The sequence below is a fragment of the Corallococcus sp. bb12-1 genome (assembly GCF_026626765.1).
GTDB lineage: Bacteria > Myxococcota > Myxococcia > Myxococcales > Myxococcaceae > Corallococcus > Corallococcus terminator.
The window spans coordinates 300249-321049 of sequence record NZ_JAPNJZ010000005.1; the positions used below are offsets into that span (position 1 = coordinate 300249).

Here is a 20801-nt window from a genome sequence, read left to right on the forward strand (position 1 = left end):
TAAGGGCCCCCACCCGTCAACGACGCCCCCTGGGAGAAATGCCGGTGGACCTGCACTCCGAGAAGATCCTCATCCTTGATTTCGGGAGCCAGTACACCCAGCTCATCGCCCGCCGGGTGCGTGAACTGGGCGTCTACTGCGAGATCCAGCGCCCCGATCTCCCCGCGGACGACATCCGCAAGTACGCGCCCCGGGGCATCATCCTCTCCGGGGGGCCGGCGTCCGTGGAGGCCCCTGGCTCGCCGCGTTGTGACCCGTACGTCTTCGAGGCGGGCGTCCCCGTGCTGGGCATCTGCTACGGCCTCCAGCTCACCGCCAAGCTGCTGGGAGGCCGCATCGACCGGGGCGCGCACCGCGAGTTCGGCAGCGCGTCCGTGGAGGTCCTCACGGCCCGGGGCCCGTTCGCGGAGTTCCGGCCGGGCGACCAGGTCCAGGTCTGGATGAGCCACGGCGACCGGGTGGACGTGCTCCCGCCCGGTTTCGAGGCCATTGGCCGCAGCGGCAATTCGCCCTTCGCGGCGGCCGCCCACACGACGAAGCCCTGGTACGGCCTCCAGTTCCACCCGGAGGTGGTCCACACACCCCAGGGCAAGGCGATGCTGCGCGCCTTCCTCTTCAACGACTGCAAGGTGTCCGGCTCCTGGACGATGAAGGGCTTCATCGACGAGGCGGTGGAGACCATCCGCAAGCAGGTGGGCGAGGAGGGCCGGGTCATCTGCGGGCTCTCCGGCGGCGTGGACAGCTCCGTGGCGGCGCTGCTCCTGCACCGGGCCATTGGCCCGCGCCTGCAGTGCATCTTCGTGGACAACGGCGTCCTCAGGCAGAACGAGCGGGCGCAGGTGGAGGCGCTCTTCGTGGACCGCTTCCACGTGCCGCTGAAGACGGTGGATGCGCGCGAGCGCTTCCTGTCGAAGCTGGCCGGCGTCACGGACCCGGAGCAGAAGCGGAAGATCATCGGCCGGGAGTTCATCGCCGTGTTCGAGGAGGCTTCGCGCGACGTGCAGGACGCGGGCTTCCTGGCGCAGGGCACGCTGTACCCGGACGTCATCGAGTCCGTCTCCTGGAAGGGCCCCTCCGTCACCATCAAGAGCCACCACAACGTGGGCGGCCTGCCGGAGACGATGAAGCTCAAGCTGGTGGAGCCCCTGCGTGAGCTGTTCAAGGACGAGGTGCGCGTCCTGGGCCGCGAGCTGGGCCTGCCGGAGGAGATGGTCGGCCGTCAGCCGTTCCCGGGCCCGGGCCTGGCCATCCGCGTGCTGGGCGAGGTGAACGAGAAGCGCCTGGACCTGGTGCGCCGCGCGGACGCCATCGTGCAGGAGGAGATCCTCCAAGCCGGGCTGTACCGCGAGGTGTGGCAGGCGTTCGCGGTGCTGCTGCCGGTGCAGAGCGTGGGCGTGATGGGCGACGAGCGCACCTACGAGTCCACCTGCGTGCTGCGCGCCGTCACCAGCGTGGACGGCATGACGGCCGACTGGGCCCGCATCCCGTACCCCATCCTGGAGAAGATCTCCTCGCGCATCACCAACGAGGTGCGCGGCATCAACCGCGTCGTCTACGACATCTCCTCCAAGCCGCCCGCCACCATCGAGTGGGAGTGAGCTGAAGGAGGCGTGAAGTCACACGGCGGCGACCCGGCGGGCAGCGGGTCGCCGTTTCGCGTTTCAGGCCCCTGGGTTGGAGGCCAGGGCCTGACGGATGGCCGCTTCGATCGGAGATGTGTCGGCGGGGCTCCGCGTCAGGCTGAGCGGTTCGCGGGGCAGGAGCGGCGGCTGGGCCATGAAGCGCGGGCGGGTGCCATGGTGCGGCTGCGCGGAATGAACGAGGAAGGGATGGCACAGGTAGACGGTGCCCGCTTCGCCCGTGGCCAGCGCCTGGGCCCGTTCCGGGGACACCGCGAAGCCATCCGCCGCGAGCTCCCGCAGCGTCAAGCCGGCCTCGCCGGCCGGAACCAGCCGCCGGGCGATGTCGTGGTGCGAGCCCACCCGGATGCGCGTGGGGGCATCGTCCTCGCCGACATCCGAGAACAGGAACAGCATCAGCAGCGCCCGTCCCTTCGAGGTGAAGTTGGCGCGCCACTCCATGAAGTCCGGCTTCTCGTAGTCGAAGCTCGCGTCGATGTGCCAGCCCGCGTCCCCGGGGTCCGCGGACGACGGGAAGCGCACCGGGAAGGTGCCCATGGCGCGGCAGGGCAACCACCGGCCCGCGCCGACGAGCCGATCAAACGCCGCGTGCAGGACCGGGGTGTTGGCGGCAGCGAAGAAGGGCGGCAGCGAGTACATGCCCAGCCGGATGACCGGCCGGGTCCAGGTCGAGGGCAGGGCAGGGTCGCAACCGGTGTCCCGCCAGAGGAGGCCCCGCGCCTCGTCCGCGACCTCGCGGGGAAAGGCATGGTCGATCCTCACGAAGCCATCCCGCATGAACTGTTCGACCCGCGCGTCGTCGAGCATGTACCGCCCTCGCAAGCAAAAGAGGCTGCCCGGAGCGAACCGGGCAGCCTCTTTCTACGTCAAACGATGGTGAAGCCTGACTACCCGGCCGGGTTGGCCTTCACGGGCGGAACCTTGGTGCTGCCGGGGCGCAGCTCTTCCAGGACGCGGTTGGCGCCGTAGATCTTCTGGAGCGCCTCGATGATGGCGTCCGAGTGGACGGCCACGGTGCGGTTCACGGACTCGTCGAAGCCGTACTCGCCGCCCAGCGACTGGATGTTGCCGTCGAACACCAGGCCCACCACCTCGTGGTTCTGGTTGACGACGGGCGAGCCGGAGTTGCCACCGATGATGTCGTTGGTGGTGATGAAGTTCATCGGCGTGGAGGCGGTGACGACCTTCTCCGACTTCACCCACGACTTCGGCAGGGCGTAGGGGTCCTGGCCGGTGGCGTGCTCGAAGGTGCCGCCCATCTGGGTGAACGGCTCCACCTTCTCGCCGTTCTGCGTGTAGCCCTTCACCGAGCCGAACGACACGCGCGGGGAGAACGTCGCGTCCGGGTACTGGCTGGTGCCGTAGATGTCGAACTTCGCCTTGGCGACCAGCTCGCTGTTCTTCTTGATGACCGACTCCACGTCATCCTCGAACTTCTTGCGGATGGCGCGGGCGTCCGGGTCCACGAGCAGCGCCAGTTGGATCATCGGATCCTTGGACGCGTCCACGGCCTTCTTGCCGCCGTCGAAGAGCGCCTGGCGCGCCTTCACGTCCTTCAGCTTGCTGCCCTTCACCACGCGGGTGGCGACCTGCTCCGGGGACTCCTTGCCCAGCACCTTCTTCACGACCGGGTGCTTGGCGCCCAGCTCCTCACGCAGCTTGGTGAGGCTGAACGTCAGGCGGGCGATCTCCAGCTCCGGGTAGATGGGCGCGGGGCTGAAGAGGTTCGCCTTGAGGGCGGGCTGGTTCGCGTCGTTGAACTCGCGCAGCCGCTGGCCGTTGTCCTTGGGCAGCTCCTCGCTTGCGCGCACCAGCGTCTTGGCGATGCTGTACATGGAGGACGAGATGCCCTGGCCATGCTCGACGTAGCTGAGGTCCTTGCGCAGGTTGCCCAGCTGCACCTCGGCCTTGGCGATCTCCTCCCAGGCACCGGCGTACTTCTTCTTCAGCTCGGGGTTCGCGTCGACCTTCTTGCGCAGCTCCTGCTCCGCGGCGACCTTCGTCCCGAAGAACTTCTTGTCCAGCAGCGCCTCGTGGCGGCCCTTGGACGCCTTGAGCGCGTTTTCCACGCCGAAGAGCATGTTGCTGGAGACGCGCTTCTGCTCGGGGCCGCGCTTCTGGAACTCGGTGAGCATGCCGCGCAGCTCGGACAGGTACATGAGCGACTTGGGCATGGACACATCGCGGGTGTATTCCAGCTCCGCCATGGTCAGCGCGCGCGACGTGCGGCCCGGGTTGCCGGCCACGAACGTGAGCTCGTTCTCCTTGGCGCCGCTCTTGGACCACTTGAAGTAGTCCGGCGTCTTCGCCGGCTGCTTGTCCTGGTAGACGCGCACGAACGTGACGTCCAGGTCGTAGCGGGGGAACTCGAAGTTGTCCGGGTCACCGCCGAAGAACGCGATGGCGTGCTCCGGGGCGAACACCAGGCGCACGTCCTGGAAGCGGCGGTACTTGTAGAGGTTGTACTTGCCGCCCTGGTACAGCGTGACGACGTCACAGCGCACCTTGTCGTCGCCGGCGGAGCAGGCCTTCTCCACCTTGGCCATCTCCGACTTCAGCGTGTCCGAGTACTGCTTGCCCGTCAGGGACTGGGTGGCCTTGTTCAGCGCCTCCGTGACGTCGGTGATTTCAACGAGCTGGTTCACCTCCATCGCCGGGCACTGCTTCTCCTCGCCTTGCGCCTTCGCGTAGAAGCCGTTGGCCAGGTAGTCCTGCTTCGCGGTGGAGAGCTGTTCAATGCAGCCGCGCGCGCAGTGGTGGTTCGTCATCACCAGACCCTCCGGCGACACGAAGCTCGCGGAGCAGCCGCCGGCCAGACGCACCGCGCCCAGGCGAAGCTTCTCCAGCCATTGCTGGGACGGCTCGAAGCCGTACTTCTCCTTCACCTTGGCGTTGGGGAAGTTGTTGTACGTCCACATGCCTTCATCGGCGAGCGCCGGAGCGGCCCCCACGAGGGCGGCGATGACGACCAATCGCTTCATGAGTCGGGATCCTTTCGGGCCGCTGGACGGGAAGGCCAGCAGCGGGGACGGGGCGTTTGTGAGGGAAGGTCTGGCGTCGGTCAAGCAGTGAAAACGCCCACGCAGGACGCTCAACGATCGAGCGCCCGAACGATTCCTGAGGTCACCGGCCGGGCATGCGGATTTCCCCCATGGGGAGGTGGAGTCGGGTCGCCGCGGGATTCCGACGCATTGCGTCCGACACGGGCGGGCAGGGTGGATTATGCAACCCGGGTGCTGCGCAGCCATGCCCCCGGCGTGGCGGACGCCTGGAGGGCACGCTGGAAGCGCACGAGCCGGGCGAAGGCCTTCGGGCCCATGCCGAGCACGTCGTCGAAGGCACGGCGCAGGTGCCGCTCGCTCACGCCCAGGGTGCGGGCCAGCTCCCGTCGTGGGCCAGGCGCGCGGACCACGCAGCGCAGGGGGAGCGAGTACAACCCCTCCCCCTTGGGTAGCCCTGGAGAGGGGCCGCCGCGAAAGGTCCGAAGGCACCTCCTCGGTGCGGGGCGACTCAGGAGCGCAGGCAAGGAACTACTCGTAGAGTCCTGCACCCCTCTCCACCGAAAGGCCGTCCGTCCGCGTGGGCACGGAGCCGCAGCGGGTGAGGGCCCTTCCAAGTCCCACGCGCGGGAGAAGTCCATGCGAAGAGAGAGTCGAAGCGGGCTGGCAGTGCTGGCCCTGGGCCTGGGGCTGGCATTGGCCGGGTGCGGCGCGCAGTCGGAAGCGGCGGAGGGCAGCGCTCAGACGGTGAGCGGCGCGGGGATGACGACGCGCACGGACGCGCTGGTGAAGACGGGCGGGCAGTGGCGCGGGGAGCTGGGGCAGGTGACGCCCGTCGCTCCCGTCTCCCTTCAAGGCGGTCCCGCCAGCGTTGCGAGTCCCTCGCCTCGTCTCGTCGCTGGCCAACTTCATACGCTCGCCTTGAAGCAGGACGGCACCCTCTGGGCCTGGGGCTACAACGTCCAAGGCCAGCTCGGCGACGGGACCCTCACGAACCGTCGCACGCCTGTGCAGGTGCAGGGCTTGACGGGCGTCACGGCCCTCGCCGCTGGCGACCTCCACACGCTCGCATTGAAGGAGGACGGCACCGTCTGGGCCTGGGGCTACAACTACCACGGCCAGCTCGGCGATGGGACGGGGGCAACCCGCCGCACGCCTGCGCAGGTGCCGGGCGTGACGGGCGTCACGGCCCTCGCCGCTGGCGGATACCATACGCTCGCCTTGAAGCAGGACGGCACCGTCTGGGCCTGGGGGGACAACGAGTCTGGCCAGCTCGGCGATGGGACGACAACCCATCGCCTCACACCCGTGCAGGTGCCGGGCCTGACGGGCGTCACGGCCCTCGCTGCTGGCCAATTCCATACGCTTGCCTTGAAGCAGGACGGCACCGTCTGGGCCTGGGGCTACAACGAGTCCGGCCAGCTTGGCGATGCGACGACGACCACTCGCCTCACACCCGTGCAGGTGCCGGGCGTGACGGGCGTCACGGCACTCGCCGCTGGCGGATACCATACGCTCGCCTTGAAGCAGGACGGCACCGTCTGGGCCTGGGGGGACAACGAGACCGGCCAGCTCGGCGATGGGACGACAACCCATCGCCTCACACCCGTGCAGGTGCAGTACCTGACGGGCGTCACGACCCTCGCCGCTGGCGCCTACCACACACTCGCCTTGAAGCAGGACGGCACCGCCTGGGCCTGGGGCGGCAACGCATACGGCCAGCTCGGCGATGGGACAACGACCGACCGTCTCACACCCGTGCAGGGTTTGACGGGCGTCACAGCCCTCGCCGCTGGCGACTTCCACACGCTCGCCTTGAAGCAGGACGGCACCGTCTGGGCCTGGGGCTACAACGGCAGAGGCCAGCTCGGCGACGGGACGACAACCAGTCGCCTCACACCGGTGCGGGTGCCGGGCCTGAGCCTTTGACGCGGGTGCTTGAAGGAGCCCGGTGAAGCAGGTGCTCTTCACCGGTTCGTGAAGAGCGCCTTGCGCGAGTTCCTCGGTGAGGAGCTGGGGCTGGGCGGCCGAGAGGTCGACACCGGCCTCGGCCATCACCGCCAAGTCGAGCGCAGGGCTTTCGTGGCACTTCCCGGCAGGTCCACCGCTGGCTGCGTGCAGGGGGCTTCACACCCGTGTGCCAGGCGCTGCACGAAGGGCTGGGCGAGCGAGGTTGCGTCCGGGCGGGAGCGGGGCCTTCCCGGCTGGCCTCAAGGATGCATTGCTAGCGCACATGGGCCGGGACCGAGCTGTTTCCCTGATGGACGACCTTCGCGCCGCCAACCCCAGCGAGCACACGCGCTGGCTGGCCGAGCCCGATGAGCCGGCCTTCCGCGAGCTGCTTCACGCGCGCTACGCGGAGACGTATTCCTACCCGTTCCTCTACGAGCCCGGCGGCGCCGTGCGGCTCTGGAGGGACGGGGCGCTGCTGAGCCTCGGCGAGTTCGACGCGCGGGGGGCACTGCTGTGGCACACGGGCCTGTGGAGCAAGCCGGGGCGGGACTCGCTGGACTCGGGGCTCTCCGTGGCGCTGCCGAGCCGCCGCACCCTCATGGGCCGCGCCGAGCACGAGGCGCTGTGGGGCTCGCTGCTGGAGCGGCTCGGGCGCTGGGTGGGCTTCCTGCACCAGAACACCTCCACGCTGCACGTCATGGCGCAGCGCTACGCCTCGCGCTTCATGCGGGCGAGGCCCATGGGCCTCGTCGTCAACTACACGCGGGGCGAGACGTTGCTTGGCGTGGAGGAGGGTTCGGGCGTGCCCATGCAGGCACTGGCGATGACGACGGTGCTCGCGCCCCCGCCGCCACGCCGGCGCTACCTGCCCGAGGGCCCGTGGGGGGAGTGGCTCGCGTCCATCCTGGCCGGGGTGGGGCTCGCGGAGTCGGTGGCCTTCACGCCGCTGGAGCACCGGGCATGGAGGGAGGGCGCCGTGCTGCGTCCGCTCGACTGGAACGCGTCGCTGCGTCTGGAGCGGCGGATCCTCGTGGGCTTCAGCGCGGAGGGCACCCCGGCGCTCACGTCGGAGCGGGCGCGCGTGGACCTCATCCACCTGCCCATGGGCGAGCCCCAGCGGGTGGCCGAGGGGACGCCGGTGCTCCTCGCGGCCGGCTTTCTTCCGACGGGCATCCGCCTCCACCAGCGCGAGCCGGATGAACTCGTCTTCCAATACGTGGCGGACCCGAGGGCCGCGTGCGAAGTCGTGAGCCGCGCCCGGCTGGACGGCGCGCGGGCCCGGGAACTCTTCGCGGGATGGATGGAGCGATGCGCGCGAACTTCGTGGACACGGTGATGGCGCGGCTGGACGGCGAGGTCGCCACCCTCTGGGCCACGGTGCTGTTGCGGCTGGAGGACAGGCCCGACGTGGCGCTCCTGCGCCGGGGGCTGCGCGCGCTGGTGCGGGAGAGCGAGCGCCTCAACGTGGCCTGGAACGACGCGCGCCGCGCATGGGTGCCCGCCGTGCGCGGGGACGCGGAGGTGGACGCGGCCCTGGTGGAAGGCGCGGAGCCCCTGTCCGAGCCCGACGCCGTAGCGCGAATCATCAACACGCGGGTGGACCTCACGCGCGACGTGCCGCTGCGGCTGCACTTGCATCCCATGGTGGACGGGGCCCAGGGGCCCTGGCTGCTGGGCATCCAGTTGCACCACGCCATCGGGGACGCGAAGGCGCTGGCGCACCTGCTGGAGCGGCTGTGGTTGCTCTGCGCGGGACGCGGGTCGGAGTCGCGCCCGCTGGAGTCCTCGACGCTCACGGATGGCAAGGTGCTGCTCGCGGCGCTGCGCCAGCCGAGCGTGGTGCTGGGGCTCACGAGTCCGCGCCGGCGACTCCTGGCGCAGCGGGGAATGGGGCTGCGCCGAAGTGGGGACACCGCCGGACACGCGCTATCGGCCACGGCGCGGCTCACGCTTCCCCAGGGCGACACGGACCTCCAGGCGTCGGAGGTCTTCTTCTCCGCGCTGCTCGCGGGCGTGGCGCTGCGAGAGTCCCCGGCGGACGGACTCATCCGCCTGCGCATGCCGGTGGACCTGCGGCGGATGCTGGGGCTCGGGCGGACGCTGGGCAATGGCTGCTCCGCGGTGCCGATTGAGATCTCCCTGAAGGAGGTCCGCGCCCGGCTGGAGGCCCCGCGCGAGATGGCCCGCTTCCTCCGCTCCGAGGTGCAGCGGGTGCTCGATGAGGGCGTGCACTGGACGACGGCGCTGGAGTGCATGGCGGTGGCCCGGCTCGCTCCGGCGAGGGTGCTGCGCAAGAACGCGCGTCCCGGGCTCATCGCCGAGCCCCGGACGAACACGCTCGTCGTCACCTACCTGGGACGGATGGACAAGCACTTCACGCAGGCGCCGCTCCGCATCCGCTCCATGCGCAGCCACACGGCCACCTGGGGCGCCACGGGCCTGTCGTTCGCGGACACGCTCAACATCAACACGGCGGCCTTCGAGGGCCTCTGGACGCGCGAGGAGTTGCGCGACTTCACGGAGCGCGTCGCCGGGTGGGCGTCCTCGGGCTTCGGCCTGCGGGCGGAGGTGCTCGCGCCATGATGGGGCTGCGCGAGGCGCCCGGGGTGTACCTGGGCTTCATCTGCCTGCACGTGCTCGCGGGGCACCTGGGCTCCAGCCTCGTCTACCGCCTGCGCTTCGGGAAAAGCCCGCTGGCCTACCGGAGCGCGGCGGCGGATTCCGCGCACACGCGCGTCACGCGGCGCATCAGTGGCGTCTCGCTGCTCTGGGCCGGCTCCGTGCTCGCGGCCGCGCTCTGGCCCGCGTGGTCCGCCATGCCCTGGGGACGGCCGCTGCTGCCCATTGCTCCGCTCGCGGGTTGGGTGCTCGGTGTCGTGGGGCTCATGGGCATGCTGTGGGCCCAGTATGGAATGGGCCCGGCGTTCCGCATCGGCGTGGACGCGGGGGAGGCCCGGCCCGAGCTGCACGAAGGGGGACTCCACCGCTACTCGCGCAACCCCATCTACGTGTTCTCCTACCTGTACCTCGTAGGGGCTTCGCTCTGGGCTCCGTCCGTGGTGACGCTGGGCGCCTGTGCGGCGCTCGGGGGGCTCTTCCATCAACTGGTGCTCCAGGAGGAGCGGTTCCTCGCGGACCGCCTCGGTGAGCCCTACGCGCGCTATTGCCAGCGCGCACCTCGCTACTTCTGACGCGCCATGCAGCCAGCCCTCTCGCGTCCCGCTGATTCGCCCGGTGCCGCGCCCCCGGAGCCCGGCCTCTCCCGCGCCGAGCTGGTGGAGCTGCTCCGCATCCGTCCTCTGCGCGCGGTGGGCATGGCGGCGCTGCACCTGGGTGTCTGGGTCGCGGCGGCCGTGGCCATTGCCCACGCGGGCAGCGTCTGGGTGAAGCTGCCGCTGTGGATGCTGGCGGGTGGGGCGGTGATGGGGCTCATCCAGCTCGACCACGACGCGTGGCACGACAATCTCTTCCCGAGGCCGTGGCAGAACCGCCTCTTCGGCAACGCGCTCAGCCTGCTCGTGGGCATCGCCTACGAGCCCATGCGCCATGACCACCTCGCGCACCACCGCTGGAACCGGACGCAGAAGGACCCTGACGCCTACAACGCGGGCCGCCGCTCGCTCGGGCTGTGCGCGCTCTTCTACGCCACCGTGCTGCTCGGCATCCCGCTGAGCCTCATCTACTTCAACGTCCTCTATCCGCTGCAGCACTTCTGCCGCGCGCGATTGCGCCGCCATGGCGCGGTGCTGCTCTGCTACGCGGGCTTCTACGCGGGGCTCTTCTGGCTGCTGTCGCGGCACGGGCTCGTCCCCGGCGCGGTGGAGTGCTGGCTGCTGCCGGTGCTCTTCGCCAGCCCCCTCAACGGCCTCAAGTCCATCGCGGACCACTACGCCAACACGTGGCGCGGGGACCGCTTCCACACCGCGACGACGGTGCGCGGCACGCGGCTCGTCACCTTCCTCTGGAACGGGCTCAACTACCACCTGGACCACCACCTCTATCCGCGCGTGCCCGGCTACAACCTCGCGAGGCTGCACACCCACCTGCGCCCCGGGCTGCTCGCGCGCGGCGCCCCCGTCTTCGACAGCTACCTCGACGTCATGGGACGCGCGCTGCTCGCCGGGCCCACCGTCGTGGACGAGGACGTGCGGCTCGTCACCCTGGAACGAAAGCGCCCATGAACGCCCTGCGCCAGCTGTACGCGGACATCCGCTACGAGGACGGCCGCTGGCCGCTGTCCCGCTGGGACCTCAACCTGCGCTACATCGCCAAGAGCCTCCTCCACGTCCCCGAGCCGCGCCGCACCGAGGACGTCGAGCACTTCGAGCGCGTCGCCCGGCACCTCGCCTCCGGGAGCTGGAAGCCCGACGCGCCCGCGGCGCTCAACCTGTGCGCCGTGGGCGATGTGATGTGGATTCGCAGCGGCTTCCGCGAAGCCCTCTCCCCGGGCGTGCGCGCGCTGATGGCGGACGCGCACGTGGCCTTCGCCAACCTGGAGACGCCCGTGGACCCGGCGCGGCCCGTGCCCCGGCTCGTCTACGAGACGCTCCACTACAACGCGCCGCCGGGCTACCTGGACGCGTGGGAGGGCACCGCGCGCCACCGCGTGTTCTCGCTTTGCAACAACCACGCGCTGGACCAGGGCGCGGAAGGGCTGGAGCGCACGCGCCAGAGCGTGCTGGCCCGCCCGGAGCACCGCTGCGTCGGAGGCCCCCGGGCGGAGGACGCGGTGGCGGGCCTGGAGGTGGCCGGGGTGCGCCTGGGCATTGCCGCGGTGACGTATGACATCAACCACCTCGCGGGGGCGCCGCCCGAGGGCGTTCCGGTGACGCGCCTGGGCAACCCGCTGCATGCGCCCGACTGGGAGCGGCTGGGCGCCCTCATTGACGCGGCGCGCGCGGTGGGGCCGGACCTCGTGGTGCTCATGCCGCACTGGGGCTTCGAGTACGAGTACTGGCCCGAGTCCCTCCAGCGCGAGCACGCCTACCGCCTCATCGAGCGCGGGGCGGACATCCTCCTGGGCTCCTCGCCGCACGTGCTGCAGCCCGTGGAGCTGGTCTCCATCGACGGCGGGGACCCCACGTGCCCCGCGCAGGTGCGCCGGGGAGGGCCGCCGCGAGTGGGGCTCATCGCGTACTCGCTCGGCAACTTCCTGAGCATCATGCCCACGCGGGCGTGCCAGACGGGCGCGGTGCTGAAGCTCGCGCTCGCGCGGGACGCGGGGGGCCCCCTGCGCCCCGTGGACGTGCGCGCGGTGCCCACGGCGTGCGGGCGGGGCCTGGGCGGCGAGGGCTTCCTGGACGCGGGGGTCATGGCGGTGGACGAGCTGGGCCTGGAGCGCGCGGCGCCGCACCTCGCGCACGCGTGGCGCACCCTGGGCGGACTGATTTCAACCCGGAGGGACTGAGATGGTGTCGATGCGGGAGCAGTTGGAGGCACTCACCGTGGGCATGGCCCGGCAGGTCGCGGGCTGGCTGCCGGCCGTGACGCCCGAGCGGTACGTGGCCTTCCTGGACATGATGTACCACTACACGCTGCGCAGTGGAGACCGGCTGCGGCTCGCGGCCGAGCGCGCCACGCTCCCCGAGCTGAAGGCCTTCTTCGCGGAGCTCGCGGCGGACGAGCAGTCCCACTACCAGCTCGCGAAGGCGGACCTCGCGGCCTTCGGGCGCACGCCGTCGGACGCCACGCCCCGCGAGGTCTCCGCGTTCCACGCCTTCTGGGAAGGCATCCCGGCGGAGCGCCAGCTCTCGTTCCTCGGCGCGCTGTACGTGCTGGAGGGCGTGGCGCGGCACCTCGGGGGCGACACACGCCAGGGGTTGGGGCGGCTCGGCCTGGACAGGACACGGGCGCGCTTCCTGCTCGTGCACCTGGACGTGGACGTGGAGCACGGCGCGCGGGCCCAGGCGCTCTGCGAGTCGCTCGGTGCGCACGGCCCCGAGCCCCTGCTGGACGGCGCGCGCCAGGCGGCGGACTTCTGGGTGGCCATCCATCGCCGGGCGCTCGCGGAGGCATAGGTCGGGCCCCCGCAGGCCAGCCAGGGGCGACGTCGCTGATGAGCGGAGGGATTAGCCTCATGGGGGTGATGAAGCTGCTGGGCCACCGGGACTACCGGATGACCTTGCGGTACACCGAAATCACCCTGGAGACGGTCGGCGAGGAGTACCACGCCGCGATGACGAAGCTGGAGACGCGCTACCGGCTCGCCTTGACGAGCGCGGCGCCCTCGAAGCTCGACCCGGACCAGGCGCGCTGGGAGCCATCATCCGGTGGGTCCAGAAGCGAGCAGGGGACACCCCTGAAGCCCGCCACCGAGCGGAGCTGCAGGTGAAGCGCCTCAAGCGGATCCGCGAGGACGTCGGCGACCTGTAGCCCCGAGTCCGTGGACCGGTCGGATTGACCGGTTAACCGTTTCGGCGAAGCCCTGGGCGACCACCACGCCAGAGCAGCGGGCCGGCGACAGCAGCAGGGGCGGATTGGCCGGTTAACCGAACACCCAAGGGAGACGTCTTCCGGGCGGATTGGCCAGTTAGTTGACCGTTAACCGGACAATCCGCCCACGACGTGGAGCGGCGGGCGCGTCCGCCTCGCGCGAAGCGCGGACATCGGCGCAGCGCGCGGGCCGCCGTGTCGTGGGGACTCAGGAGCAGGAGCATCGGCCCGACTGATAGAGTCCCTCGTCTCTTTCCGGGTAAGCCTTCCGCACGTGTGCAGGAGGAACCGCGGGGGAGAGGGCCCACGGAAGTCGCATGCGCGGAGAAGCCATGAAGCAGGAACGTCGAAGCGGGTTGCTGCGGCTGATGGCCGTCCTGGTGGTGGCGCTGGCCGGGTGTCGCGGGCAGGAGCAGGAGCCAGTGCCGGAAGTGGCGGAGGGCAGTGCCCAGGTAGTAAGCGCGCTGCCGCACGGGTTGGGCGCCAGCGATGTGGCCCGGGTGGAAATCACGGTGAGCGGGGAAGGAATGACGACGCGCACCGACGTGCTGGTGCGCTCAGGCCAGCAATGGGGTGGGGTGCTCAGGCACATTCCCACGGGATACGGTCGCACCTTCCGCGCCCAGGCCTTCGACCCCTCCAACACCGTGAGGTACGCGGGGCAGGTGACGTCCGTCGGTGTTTCCACGGGCTTGACGACGACGGTGGTGCTGTTGATGCAAGAGGTGAGTCCTCCAGCACCCGTCGACGCTGCTGGGGCCCTCATCACCTCGCTCGTGATGAGCTTCGCCGAGGTGGGCCCTCGTAACCTCGTGGTCCTCCGGGCCACGGCGGAGGACTCCCACGCGGGCGCTCCCCCCACCTTCATCTGGACGGCCGGCGCGGGCACGTTCGACGGCCACGGCGGCCCCGGGGCCACATGGCAGGCACCGGAGACGCCGGGCCCGGTGGTGCTGACGCTGCGGGTGACGGACGCCACGGGTGCCTCTCAGACCTTGAGCGTGACGGTGACGGTGGGCACAGGCGTCGCGACGGTGGATGTCACCTTCAACGCCTGGCCCCGGGTAGAAAGGGTGACGACCGCGCCATCCTCCGTCGCCGTGGGCCAAGCCACTGAGGTGGCCGTGGTGGCGAGCGACAAGGACGGGGACGGCCTCGGCTACCAGTGGACGGCGGGGTGCGAAGGCACATGGACGAATGCCACTGCAGCCAACGCCAGCTTCACGCCCACCGCTCAGCCTTCGGACGGTACCTGCACCCTGACGGTGACAGTGCAGGATGGACGGGGCGGACAGGGCGCCGGCAACATGGACCTCCATGTTGTGGGCCCACCCATCGTGGTGGAGACGCACCCGTCTCCGGCCACGGTGCCAGCGGCCGGCGGCAGCGTCCTCTTCCGCGTGCGGGCGAAGGACGCCCAGGGCAGTACCCTCGGCTTCACGTGGGCCGCCAACATGGGCACGTTGGGCACCGCCACCAGTAGCGCGACGACGAGCGAAGTCTTCTGGATAGCGCCCCTGTGCGTGCCTCCCGGCACCCCGCCCTCGGTGACGGGCACTGTCACCAACGCGCTCGGCCTCTCCACCCGCTTCGCCTTCGCCCTCCAGGGCGGCGCGCCATGCACTGCAAGCACCGAGACCCTCGCCGCTGGTTACTCCCACTCGCTGGCCTTGAAGCAGGACGGCACCGCCTGGGCCTGGGGATACAACAGGTACGGCCAGCTCGGCGACGGGACGACGACGAACCACCCCACGCCTCAGCAGGTGCCGGGCTTGACGGGCGTCACGGCCCTCGCCGCTCGCATCTTCCACACGCTCGCCTTGAAACAGGACGGGACCGTCTGGGCTTGGGGATACAACTCCTATGGTCAGCTCGGCGACGGGACGACGACGAACCACCTCACGCCTCAGCAGGTGCCGGGCTTGACGGGGGTCACGGCCCTCGCCGCTGGCTCCAACCACACGCTTGCCTTGAAGCAGGACGGGACCGTCTGGGCCTGGGGATACAACTCCTATGGTCAGCTCGGCGACGGGACGACGACGGACCATCTCACGCCTCAGCAGGTGCCGGGCCTGACGGGCGTCGTGGCCCTCGCCGCTGGCGGCGACCACTCGCGCGCCTTGAAGCAGGACGGGACCGTCTGGGCCTGGGGATACAACAGGTACGGCCAGCCCGGCGACGGGACGACGACGGACCGCCTCACGCCAGTGCAGGTGCCGGGCTTGACGGGCGTCACGGCCCTCGCCGCCGGCAACGACCATACGTTCGCCTTGAAGCAGGACGGGACCGTCTGGGCCTGGGGATACAACAGGTACGGCCAGCTCGGCGATGGGACGCAGACGACCCGCCTCACGCCAGTGCAGGTGCCGGGCTTGACGGGTGTCGTGGCCCTCGCCGCTGGCTCCAACCACACGCTTGCCTTGAAACAAGACGGCACCGCCTGGGCCTGGGGCGTCAACCCCCACGGTGAGCTCGGAGATGGGACGTGGGTGGACCGCTTCACGCCCCAGCAAGTGCCGGGTTTGACGGGCGTCGTGGCCCTCGCCGCTGGCGGCGACCACACACTTGCCTTGAAACAAGACGGCACCGTCTGGGCCTGGGGCTTCAACGAGTACGGCCAGCTCGGCGACGGGCCGGCGACGGGCCGGCAGTCGCCGGCGCAGGTGCAGGGCCTGAGTTTCTGAAGAGCGGACAATCCATCCGCGGAGAAGCAGGGGTCGGGCGCGGGCAGGGGTGGCCACTGCAGCGAATACGCCCACCAGGCCGCGCAGGGGGCATGGTGGGGTGGCCCACTTCGCCACCTCGCGCTGGAGCAGGGTGAGGCCTCGCCCCTCGGGGCACGCACCACCCCGAGTGCGAGCGAAGGACGACGCTGCGCCGTTGCGTCTCGTCCCCAGGTCCGTGAGGGCTCGACGCAGGGGCAGAGCATCGAGCGGAGAAGTGGCCGGTCTGGCGACGCGCGGCTATGCGCAGGTCCTGTTTCCGGTAGCCGAAAGTCCCGCTCGCCTTGAAGCCGTCGTCGCCCTCGAATGCCGGGAGTGCGGCAAGGCCTTCGCCGTCCACCGGCGCTGCTTCCGAGGGCAGGCGTACTGCCAGTCGCGGTGCCGTCGGCTGAGCCGCGCCCGGTTGATGCGCAGGGCGCGCACGCGGTTGCGGCATTCGGAAGAAGGCAAGGCGGACCACCGGGACGCGGAGCGACGTCGGCGCGCTCGGCGCCGAGCGCGCGTGGGGGATGTGCCTTCCGGGACAGGGGCGAACGAGGCACCTCTCGCGCCACCTACCAAGGAGGTAACCCATGCACTCAATGACGCTTCAGGTGGTCCTGCGCGAAACGCCCGGAGGGGCGACGCGCCTCCAGGTGACGGGGACGCTCGAGCCCATCCCGTCGGCGCCCTCCGCGCACCGGCTCTTCGCGCTGCTCGCACGCTGGGCGGGAGCACCCATCGACCTTGTGCTGTATGTGGATGCGAACTCCCAGGCGTGGAGCGACGCGTGGCTTGAGGCCCTCTCGGGCGTCGACGCGGACCACCTTGAAGTCCGCTTCGCCGCGGCGGCGGGACGCACGGTGGCGCGGGCGTGAGCGCAAACGTCTGCGCTCGCCCCGTGGGGGAGGCGCGAGCCTTCCGGCTGGTGGGAGACGGCGCCGACGTGGCCGAGGCCAACGCCTTCCTACGCTCGCTGGAGCTGCGCGGGCTGTCCCCTCGCACCGTGCGCGCCTACGCGATGGACTTCGTGAAGTTGCTGCCCTGGCTGAGGGGCAGGGCGCTCACGGCTCGCGAGCTCACCGATGCGGCGCTGCTCGACTTCCTGAGGGCCCAGCGGGAGGCCGCGGCCCAGCCTCGCTCCATCAACCGGCGTCTCACCACCGCGCGCCTGCTGCATCGCTTTGTCACCGGCACGGAGATGACGCGAGGGCTGGGCGTGAGCACCCCGGCCCCGTACTTCCGCGGGCGTGGCCGGGAGCACAACCTCGGCCTGCACGTGATTCGCCCGAGACGCCGGCAGCCGCTTCGCGTGAAGGTGCCACGCACGCTCATCGAGCCACTGGCGCGGGAGACGGTGCGCAGCTTCCTGGAGACGTGTCGCTGGTACCGGGACCTGGCCCTGGTGCACCTGATGCTGCTGTGCGGGCTGCGCTCCCACGAGGTGCTGGCGCTGCGCGTGGAGGACGTGTCGACGGCGGACAACCGCCTGCGCGTGCGCGGCAAGGGAGGCAAGGAGCGCGCGTTGCCGATGCCCACGCTGCTGCTTCAACTGCTGCGGGACTACCAACACCTGGAGCGGCCGGAAGCGAGCAAGTCCGACCGCCTCTTCCTCGCGCTCAAGGGGCCGAGCCGCGGCTCGCCGATGTCGGCCGAAGGACTGCGCATGCTCTTCCGATACCGACGGAGAAACCCGGAGCTGACGCGAGCGAACGCGCACCGCTTCCGGCACACCTTCGGCACGGACATGGCCCGTGCCGGCGTCCGTCTCCACGTGCTGCAGCGAATGATGGGGCACGCGCACGCGGAGACGACGCTGCAGTACGTGAACCTCTCCATGACGGACGTCCACGTGGAGTACCGCCGCGCGATGGCGCGGATTCAACGCCGCTACAAGGGAGTCGTGCCATGAAGCCGGGGCGTCCCATTCCTGAAGCCGCCGAGGACTTCTTGCGCTATGCGACGTCGCTGATGAGCGGGGGCATGAGCCTCATGGGGGTAATGAAGCTGCTGGGCCACCGGGACTACCGGATGACCTTGCGGTACACCGAAATCACCCTGGAGACGGTCGGCGAGGAGTACCACGCCGCGATGACGAAGCTGGAGACGCGCTACCGGCTCGCCTTGACGACTGCGGCGCCCGCGAAGCTCAACCCGGACCAGGCGCTGGGAGCCATCATCCGGTGGGTCCAGAAGCGAGCAGGGGAAGCGCCCGAAGCCCGCCGCCGCGCGGAGCAACTGGTGAAGCGGCTGAAGCGGATCCGCGAGGACGTCGGCGACCTGTAGCCCGGAGGCGGGGCCCGGGCGGATTGACCGGTTAACTGGCAACGAGCGCCCAAAGCGGGCCCGGAGGGAAAAGCGGGCGGATTGGCCGGTTAACTCGGGCTGCACAGTCGGGGGCCACCGCAGAACCACGAGGCCTACTTTTACGGGCGGATTATCCGGTTAGTTTACATAACGCTTCTTATCAGACGTCACGACTAGGGGGCTCCTGAGGGGGTTCAGGGGGTTCGAGTTCAAGCCCCGGGCTTCCGTGGACCTCCCCGCCACCAGCCGCCTGGCCATCCCGGGCGCAGGATTCGCGGCGCCGCTACCGGTCGTTCGGGTTCGCGGCATAGGCCCGGGCGTTCGCTTCGATTCGATGATGCGCGTCAGCCATCGCGAGTCCTACCCCGGACGCCGCGAAATGCACCTGCCCGGACCTCCAGATTATCGTCCCACGATCGGCCCGAAGCTCAGGTGTCCTCGGAGTCGTCCACATGGTCCAGGTACGCCTGAAGCTGCGCCTGGTAGATGGGCACCACCTCCGCCGCCATCGCGGCTTCAAGCACCCTTCGCGCCCCGGCATGGTCTCCACTTGCCTTGAGCGAGTCGGATGTTCCGAATGCACGCCCGAGCCGGTATGTGCCCTCTCGCGTCCGGCGGTGGATCTCCCGCGCAAGCGCGGCGGTGCCAGACTCGCTGCCGAGAGCCACCTCGGCGTCCGCAGCGGTCATGCCCACCTGGGGAGCCATCCTCCGCAAGAGCGCGGGCAGCTCAGGGTCTTGCGGCAGCTCCGCACCACCGGCGAGCGCCAGGCCCAGATCAATCGCTCTACGCCAGTCCTCGGACATCACGGCGCCACTCCGGGCCCGCACATGTCGAGGGGCCATTGCCGCTGCCCCCGACAGCGCTCCATGCACGAGCCACAGTTGCCATTCCAGCGCGGCTTCTTCGTGGACTGGCATCGGGCGTACATGTCGATGCAGTGCTGCCGCCAGCCGCCATCCGCGTCGTCATCGGCTGTGCTGGTGGCCGACTCCCGCTCCCGTGCGCCTTGCATCAACGTAGCGGCCTCGCTTTCCGTCATCCCGCACACCTCGGGACTTCGGTACTTCTTGAGGCAACACACGATGCTCAGATCACCCGGGCGGCATGTCTCCGAGGCCTGCGCCAAGTAGGCATCCGTCGAGCGGTTGCCCGTCTCACGGACAACGGCTGAGCATCCCATGATGAACGCAAAGCCAAGGCCTACGGCAAACCGCACAGCCGGATTCATGCAAAACCAGATACCACTGTACGAGAGTCTCTGTGCTTCCTCGTTCTCAGGCTTCCCGAGCCCGCGTCCGGCACATACGTTGCCGCCCCATGCGCCTCTTCCGACGAACCGGCCTCGCCGTGCTCTGCGGCCTCACCGCGGCCCTGCTCACGGGCTGTCCCGACAAGACGCCCCAGGCCCCCCTGGACGGCGGCGTCACCGGCACTTCGGCGACCCCGGACGCGGCCCCCGCGGCTGTGTCCTTCACGCTCCAGTACCAGGCGCCGGATGCCGGCCTCGCGCTCATCCCCCTGGCCATGGAGGAAAAGCCGCTCGTCGAACAGACCTCCGACCTGGAGCTGCGCAGCACGCTGCCGCTGAAGAACTACCGGGTCCGGCTGATGGACGAAGCCGACCGGGCCATGATCTCCGACGACTCCGTGACGGAGGCCGACACCGGGCTCATCTACCGCATCCACCTGCCGCAGCCGCTCAAGACGGGCTACTCCTACACACTGGTCGTGGACGCCCAGACCGGCACGGCGTTCCAGGACTCGCTCGGCCGCGACGTCGAGGACCTCCGCGCCGCGTTCCAGATCGCTGGCGACAAGGAAAAGCCCAGGCCGCCGCCGCCCCCCGCGAAGAAGAAACGCAAGTAGCCGCTACTGCCTGGTCTCCGACTGCCCCGGGACCTGCTCCTGGTCCGGCAGCGGCTCCGGCGTCGTGGGCGCCGGGGTTGGCAGGTTCAACGCCGTGCGCATCTCGCGCAGCTTCGCCTGGATGATCCGGATGTTCCCCGGGCCCATGCGCAGCAGATGCTTCTGGGCCCGGCTCAGGCCCTCCAGCTCCGGCGCCGTGTACACGTACAGCGCGCCCTTGGATTCCACCTCCACCGGCCCCGGTGGCACCGGCACCGCCAGCAGGTGCTGGACGGCCCGACCGAACGTCACCTCGAAGGTCTGTCCCGGCGGCGCGATCTCCCGGTACGCTTGGTCGATGAGCGGCTTCAGTTCCCGGTACACGAGCCCCGCGCCAGTCGCGTCCAGCGAGCCCAGCACCCGGGCCACCAGGTCGTAGCGCGCGTAGCTCGCGGGCGCGATCGACGTGCGGCCGCCCGTCCCGAACGCCGCCACCTCGAAGCCCCCCTGCGGCGCCATGAACAGCAGCGAGGCCCGGGGGCTCTCACCCTCGGCGATGTTGTTCACGGACGACGTGAACCGGCGCGCCAGGTCGCGCTCCTCCAGCCACCGCGCCAGCTCCGGATCCACCGACAGCTTGCGCACCAGCTCCCGGACCCGACCGTCGCTCTCCGGCAAGGACACGTCCGGCGGCAGGGCCACCACGCCCGCGTCCACCACCGCGGGCGTCACCACCACCGGCGCGGGCTCCGACTGGCGCTTGAGCCCGAAATACGACGCCACCAGCGCCACGACCATCAGCGCCACCAGGATGCCCAGGACCTTGCCCCTCGACGGCGCCTTCGGCGGATCGGCGACTGGCGGCGGTGGGACTCCCGGGGGCTGATTGACGAAGTTCGGATCGCTCATGGTCCCGGACC

19 protein-coding genes are annotated in these 20801 nt (G+C 70.2%); 14 read left to right on the plus strand and 5 right to left on the minus strand.

The window, feature by feature from the left end:
* The first annotated feature begins 38 nt into the window (after positions 1-38).
* Positions 39-1598, plus strand: a complete 1560-nt coding sequence (guaA, locus tag OV208_RS10265; RefSeq protein ID WP_267573656.1) for a glutamine-hydrolyzing GMP synthase — start codon at positions 39-41, stop codon at positions 1596-1598.
* Between the two features lie 63 nt (positions 1599-1661).
* On the opposite strand, the gene OV208_RS10270 is transcribed toward guaA, so the two are convergent.
* The 3 genes from OV208_RS10270 to OV208_RS10280 form a co-directional block, all read right to left on the minus strand.
* The gene (locus tag OV208_RS10270; RefSeq protein ID WP_267573657.1) at positions 1662-2447 is read right to left on the minus strand and encodes a phytanoyl-CoA dioxygenase family protein; all 786 of its coding nucleotides are present in this window, start codon (positions 2445-2447) and stop codon (positions 1662-1664) included.
* 80 nt (positions 2448-2527) lie between these two features.
* Positions 2528-4621, minus strand: a complete 2094-nt coding sequence (locus OV208_RS10275) for a S46 family peptidase (protein ID WP_267573658.1) — start codon at positions 4619-4621, stop codon at positions 2528-2530.
* Positions 4622-4860: 239 nt separating this feature from the next.
* Positions 4861-5076, minus strand: coding sequence for a helix-turn-helix domain-containing protein (locus tag OV208_RS10280; RefSeq protein WP_267573659.1), 216 nt, complete (start codon positions 5074-5076; stop codon positions 4861-4863).
* A 325-nt stretch (positions 5077-5401) separates the two neighbouring features.
* Between OV208_RS10280 and OV208_RS10285 the strand changes: the two genes are divergently transcribed.
* The 12 genes from OV208_RS10285 to OV208_RS10340 all read left to right on the plus strand — a co-directional run bounded on the left by OV208_RS10285 (position 5402) and on the right by OV208_RS10340 (position 18012).
* Entirely contained in the window at positions 5402-6568 is a 1167-nt protein-coding gene (locus tag OV208_RS10285) for an RCC1 domain-containing protein (RefSeq protein ID WP_420715004.1), read from the plus strand.
* Between the two features lie 331 nt (positions 6569-6899).
* Positions 6900-7928, plus strand: coding sequence for a hypothetical protein (locus tag OV208_RS10290; protein WP_267573660.1), 1029 nt, complete (start codon positions 6900-6902; stop codon positions 7926-7928).
* Positions 7901-9175, plus strand: coding sequence for a hypothetical protein (locus OV208_RS10295; RefSeq protein ID WP_267573661.1), 1275 nt, complete (start codon positions 7901-7903; stop codon positions 9173-9175). The genes OV208_RS10290 and OV208_RS10295 overlap by 28 nt, the downstream gene beginning before the upstream one ends.
* A complete protein-coding gene (locus tag OV208_RS10300; RefSeq protein ID WP_267573662.1) occupies positions 9172-9783 on the plus strand; it encodes a methyltransferase family protein in 612 nt (203 codons plus the stop codon). Before OV208_RS10295 ends, OV208_RS10300 begins: the two co-directional genes overlap by 4 nt.
* 6 nt (positions 9784-9789) lie before the next feature.
* Complete coding sequence (locus OV208_RS10305; RefSeq protein ID WP_267573663.1) at positions 9790-10773, plus strand: fatty acid desaturase family protein; 984 nt, start codon at positions 9790-9792, stop codon at positions 10771-10773.
* Entirely contained in the window at positions 10770-11999 is a 1230-nt protein-coding gene (locus tag OV208_RS10310; RefSeq protein WP_267573664.1) for a CapA family protein, read from the plus strand. The genes OV208_RS10305 and OV208_RS10310 overlap by 4 nt, the downstream gene beginning before the upstream one ends.
* A 1-nt stretch (position 12000) precedes the next feature.
* Positions 12001-12609 (plus strand): iron-containing redox enzyme family protein, encoded by a 609-nt coding sequence (locus OV208_RS10315; RefSeq protein ID WP_120565734.1) that lies wholly within the window; start codon positions 12001-12003, stop codon positions 12607-12609.
* A gap of 38 nt (positions 12610-12647) precedes the next feature.
* Positions 12648-12923 (plus strand): hypothetical protein, encoded by a 276-nt coding sequence (locus OV208_RS10320; protein WP_267573665.1) that lies wholly within the window; start codon positions 12648-12650, stop codon positions 12921-12923.
* 433 nt (positions 12924-13356) lie between these two features.
* The gene (locus OV208_RS10325; RefSeq protein ID WP_267573666.1) at positions 13357-15708 is read left to right on the plus strand and encodes an RCC1 domain-containing protein; all 2352 of its coding nucleotides are present in this window, start codon (positions 13357-13359) and stop codon (positions 15706-15708) included.
* A 611-nt stretch (positions 15709-16319) separates the two neighbouring features.
* A complete protein-coding gene (locus OV208_RS10330; protein WP_267573667.1) occupies positions 16320-16604 on the plus strand; it encodes a hypothetical protein in 285 nt (94 codons plus the stop codon).
* Positions 16601-17638, plus strand: coding sequence for a tyrosine-type recombinase/integrase (locus tag OV208_RS10335; RefSeq protein WP_267573668.1), 1038 nt, complete (start codon positions 16601-16603; stop codon positions 17636-17638). The genes OV208_RS10330 and OV208_RS10335 overlap by 4 nt, the downstream gene beginning before the upstream one ends.
* Complete coding sequence (locus OV208_RS10340) at positions 17635-18012, plus strand: hypothetical protein (RefSeq protein ID WP_267573669.1); 378 nt, start codon at positions 17635-17637, stop codon at positions 18010-18012. Before OV208_RS10335 ends, OV208_RS10340 begins: the two co-directional genes overlap by 4 nt.
* Positions 18013-18461: 449 nt before the next feature.
* Here OV208_RS10340 and OV208_RS10345 read toward each other — a convergent pair whose 3' ends face one another.
* Complete coding sequence (locus OV208_RS10345) at positions 18462-18839, minus strand: DUSAM domain-containing protein (RefSeq protein ID WP_267573670.1); 378 nt, start codon at positions 18837-18839, stop codon at positions 18462-18464.
* A gap of 514 nt (positions 18840-19353) precedes the next feature.
* Between OV208_RS10345 and OV208_RS10350 the strand changes: the two genes are divergently transcribed.
* Positions 19354-19902, plus strand: a complete 549-nt coding sequence (locus OV208_RS10350; protein ID WP_267573671.1) for a hypothetical protein — start codon at positions 19354-19356, stop codon at positions 19900-19902.
* Positions 19903-19905: 3 nt separating this feature from the next.
* Here the strand turns inward: OV208_RS10350 and OV208_RS10355 are convergent, their stop codons facing one another.
* Entirely contained in the window at positions 19906-20790 is an 885-nt protein-coding gene (locus OV208_RS10355; RefSeq protein WP_267573672.1) for a DUF3014 domain-containing protein, read from the minus strand.
* Positions 20791-20801: the final 11 nt, after the last annotated feature.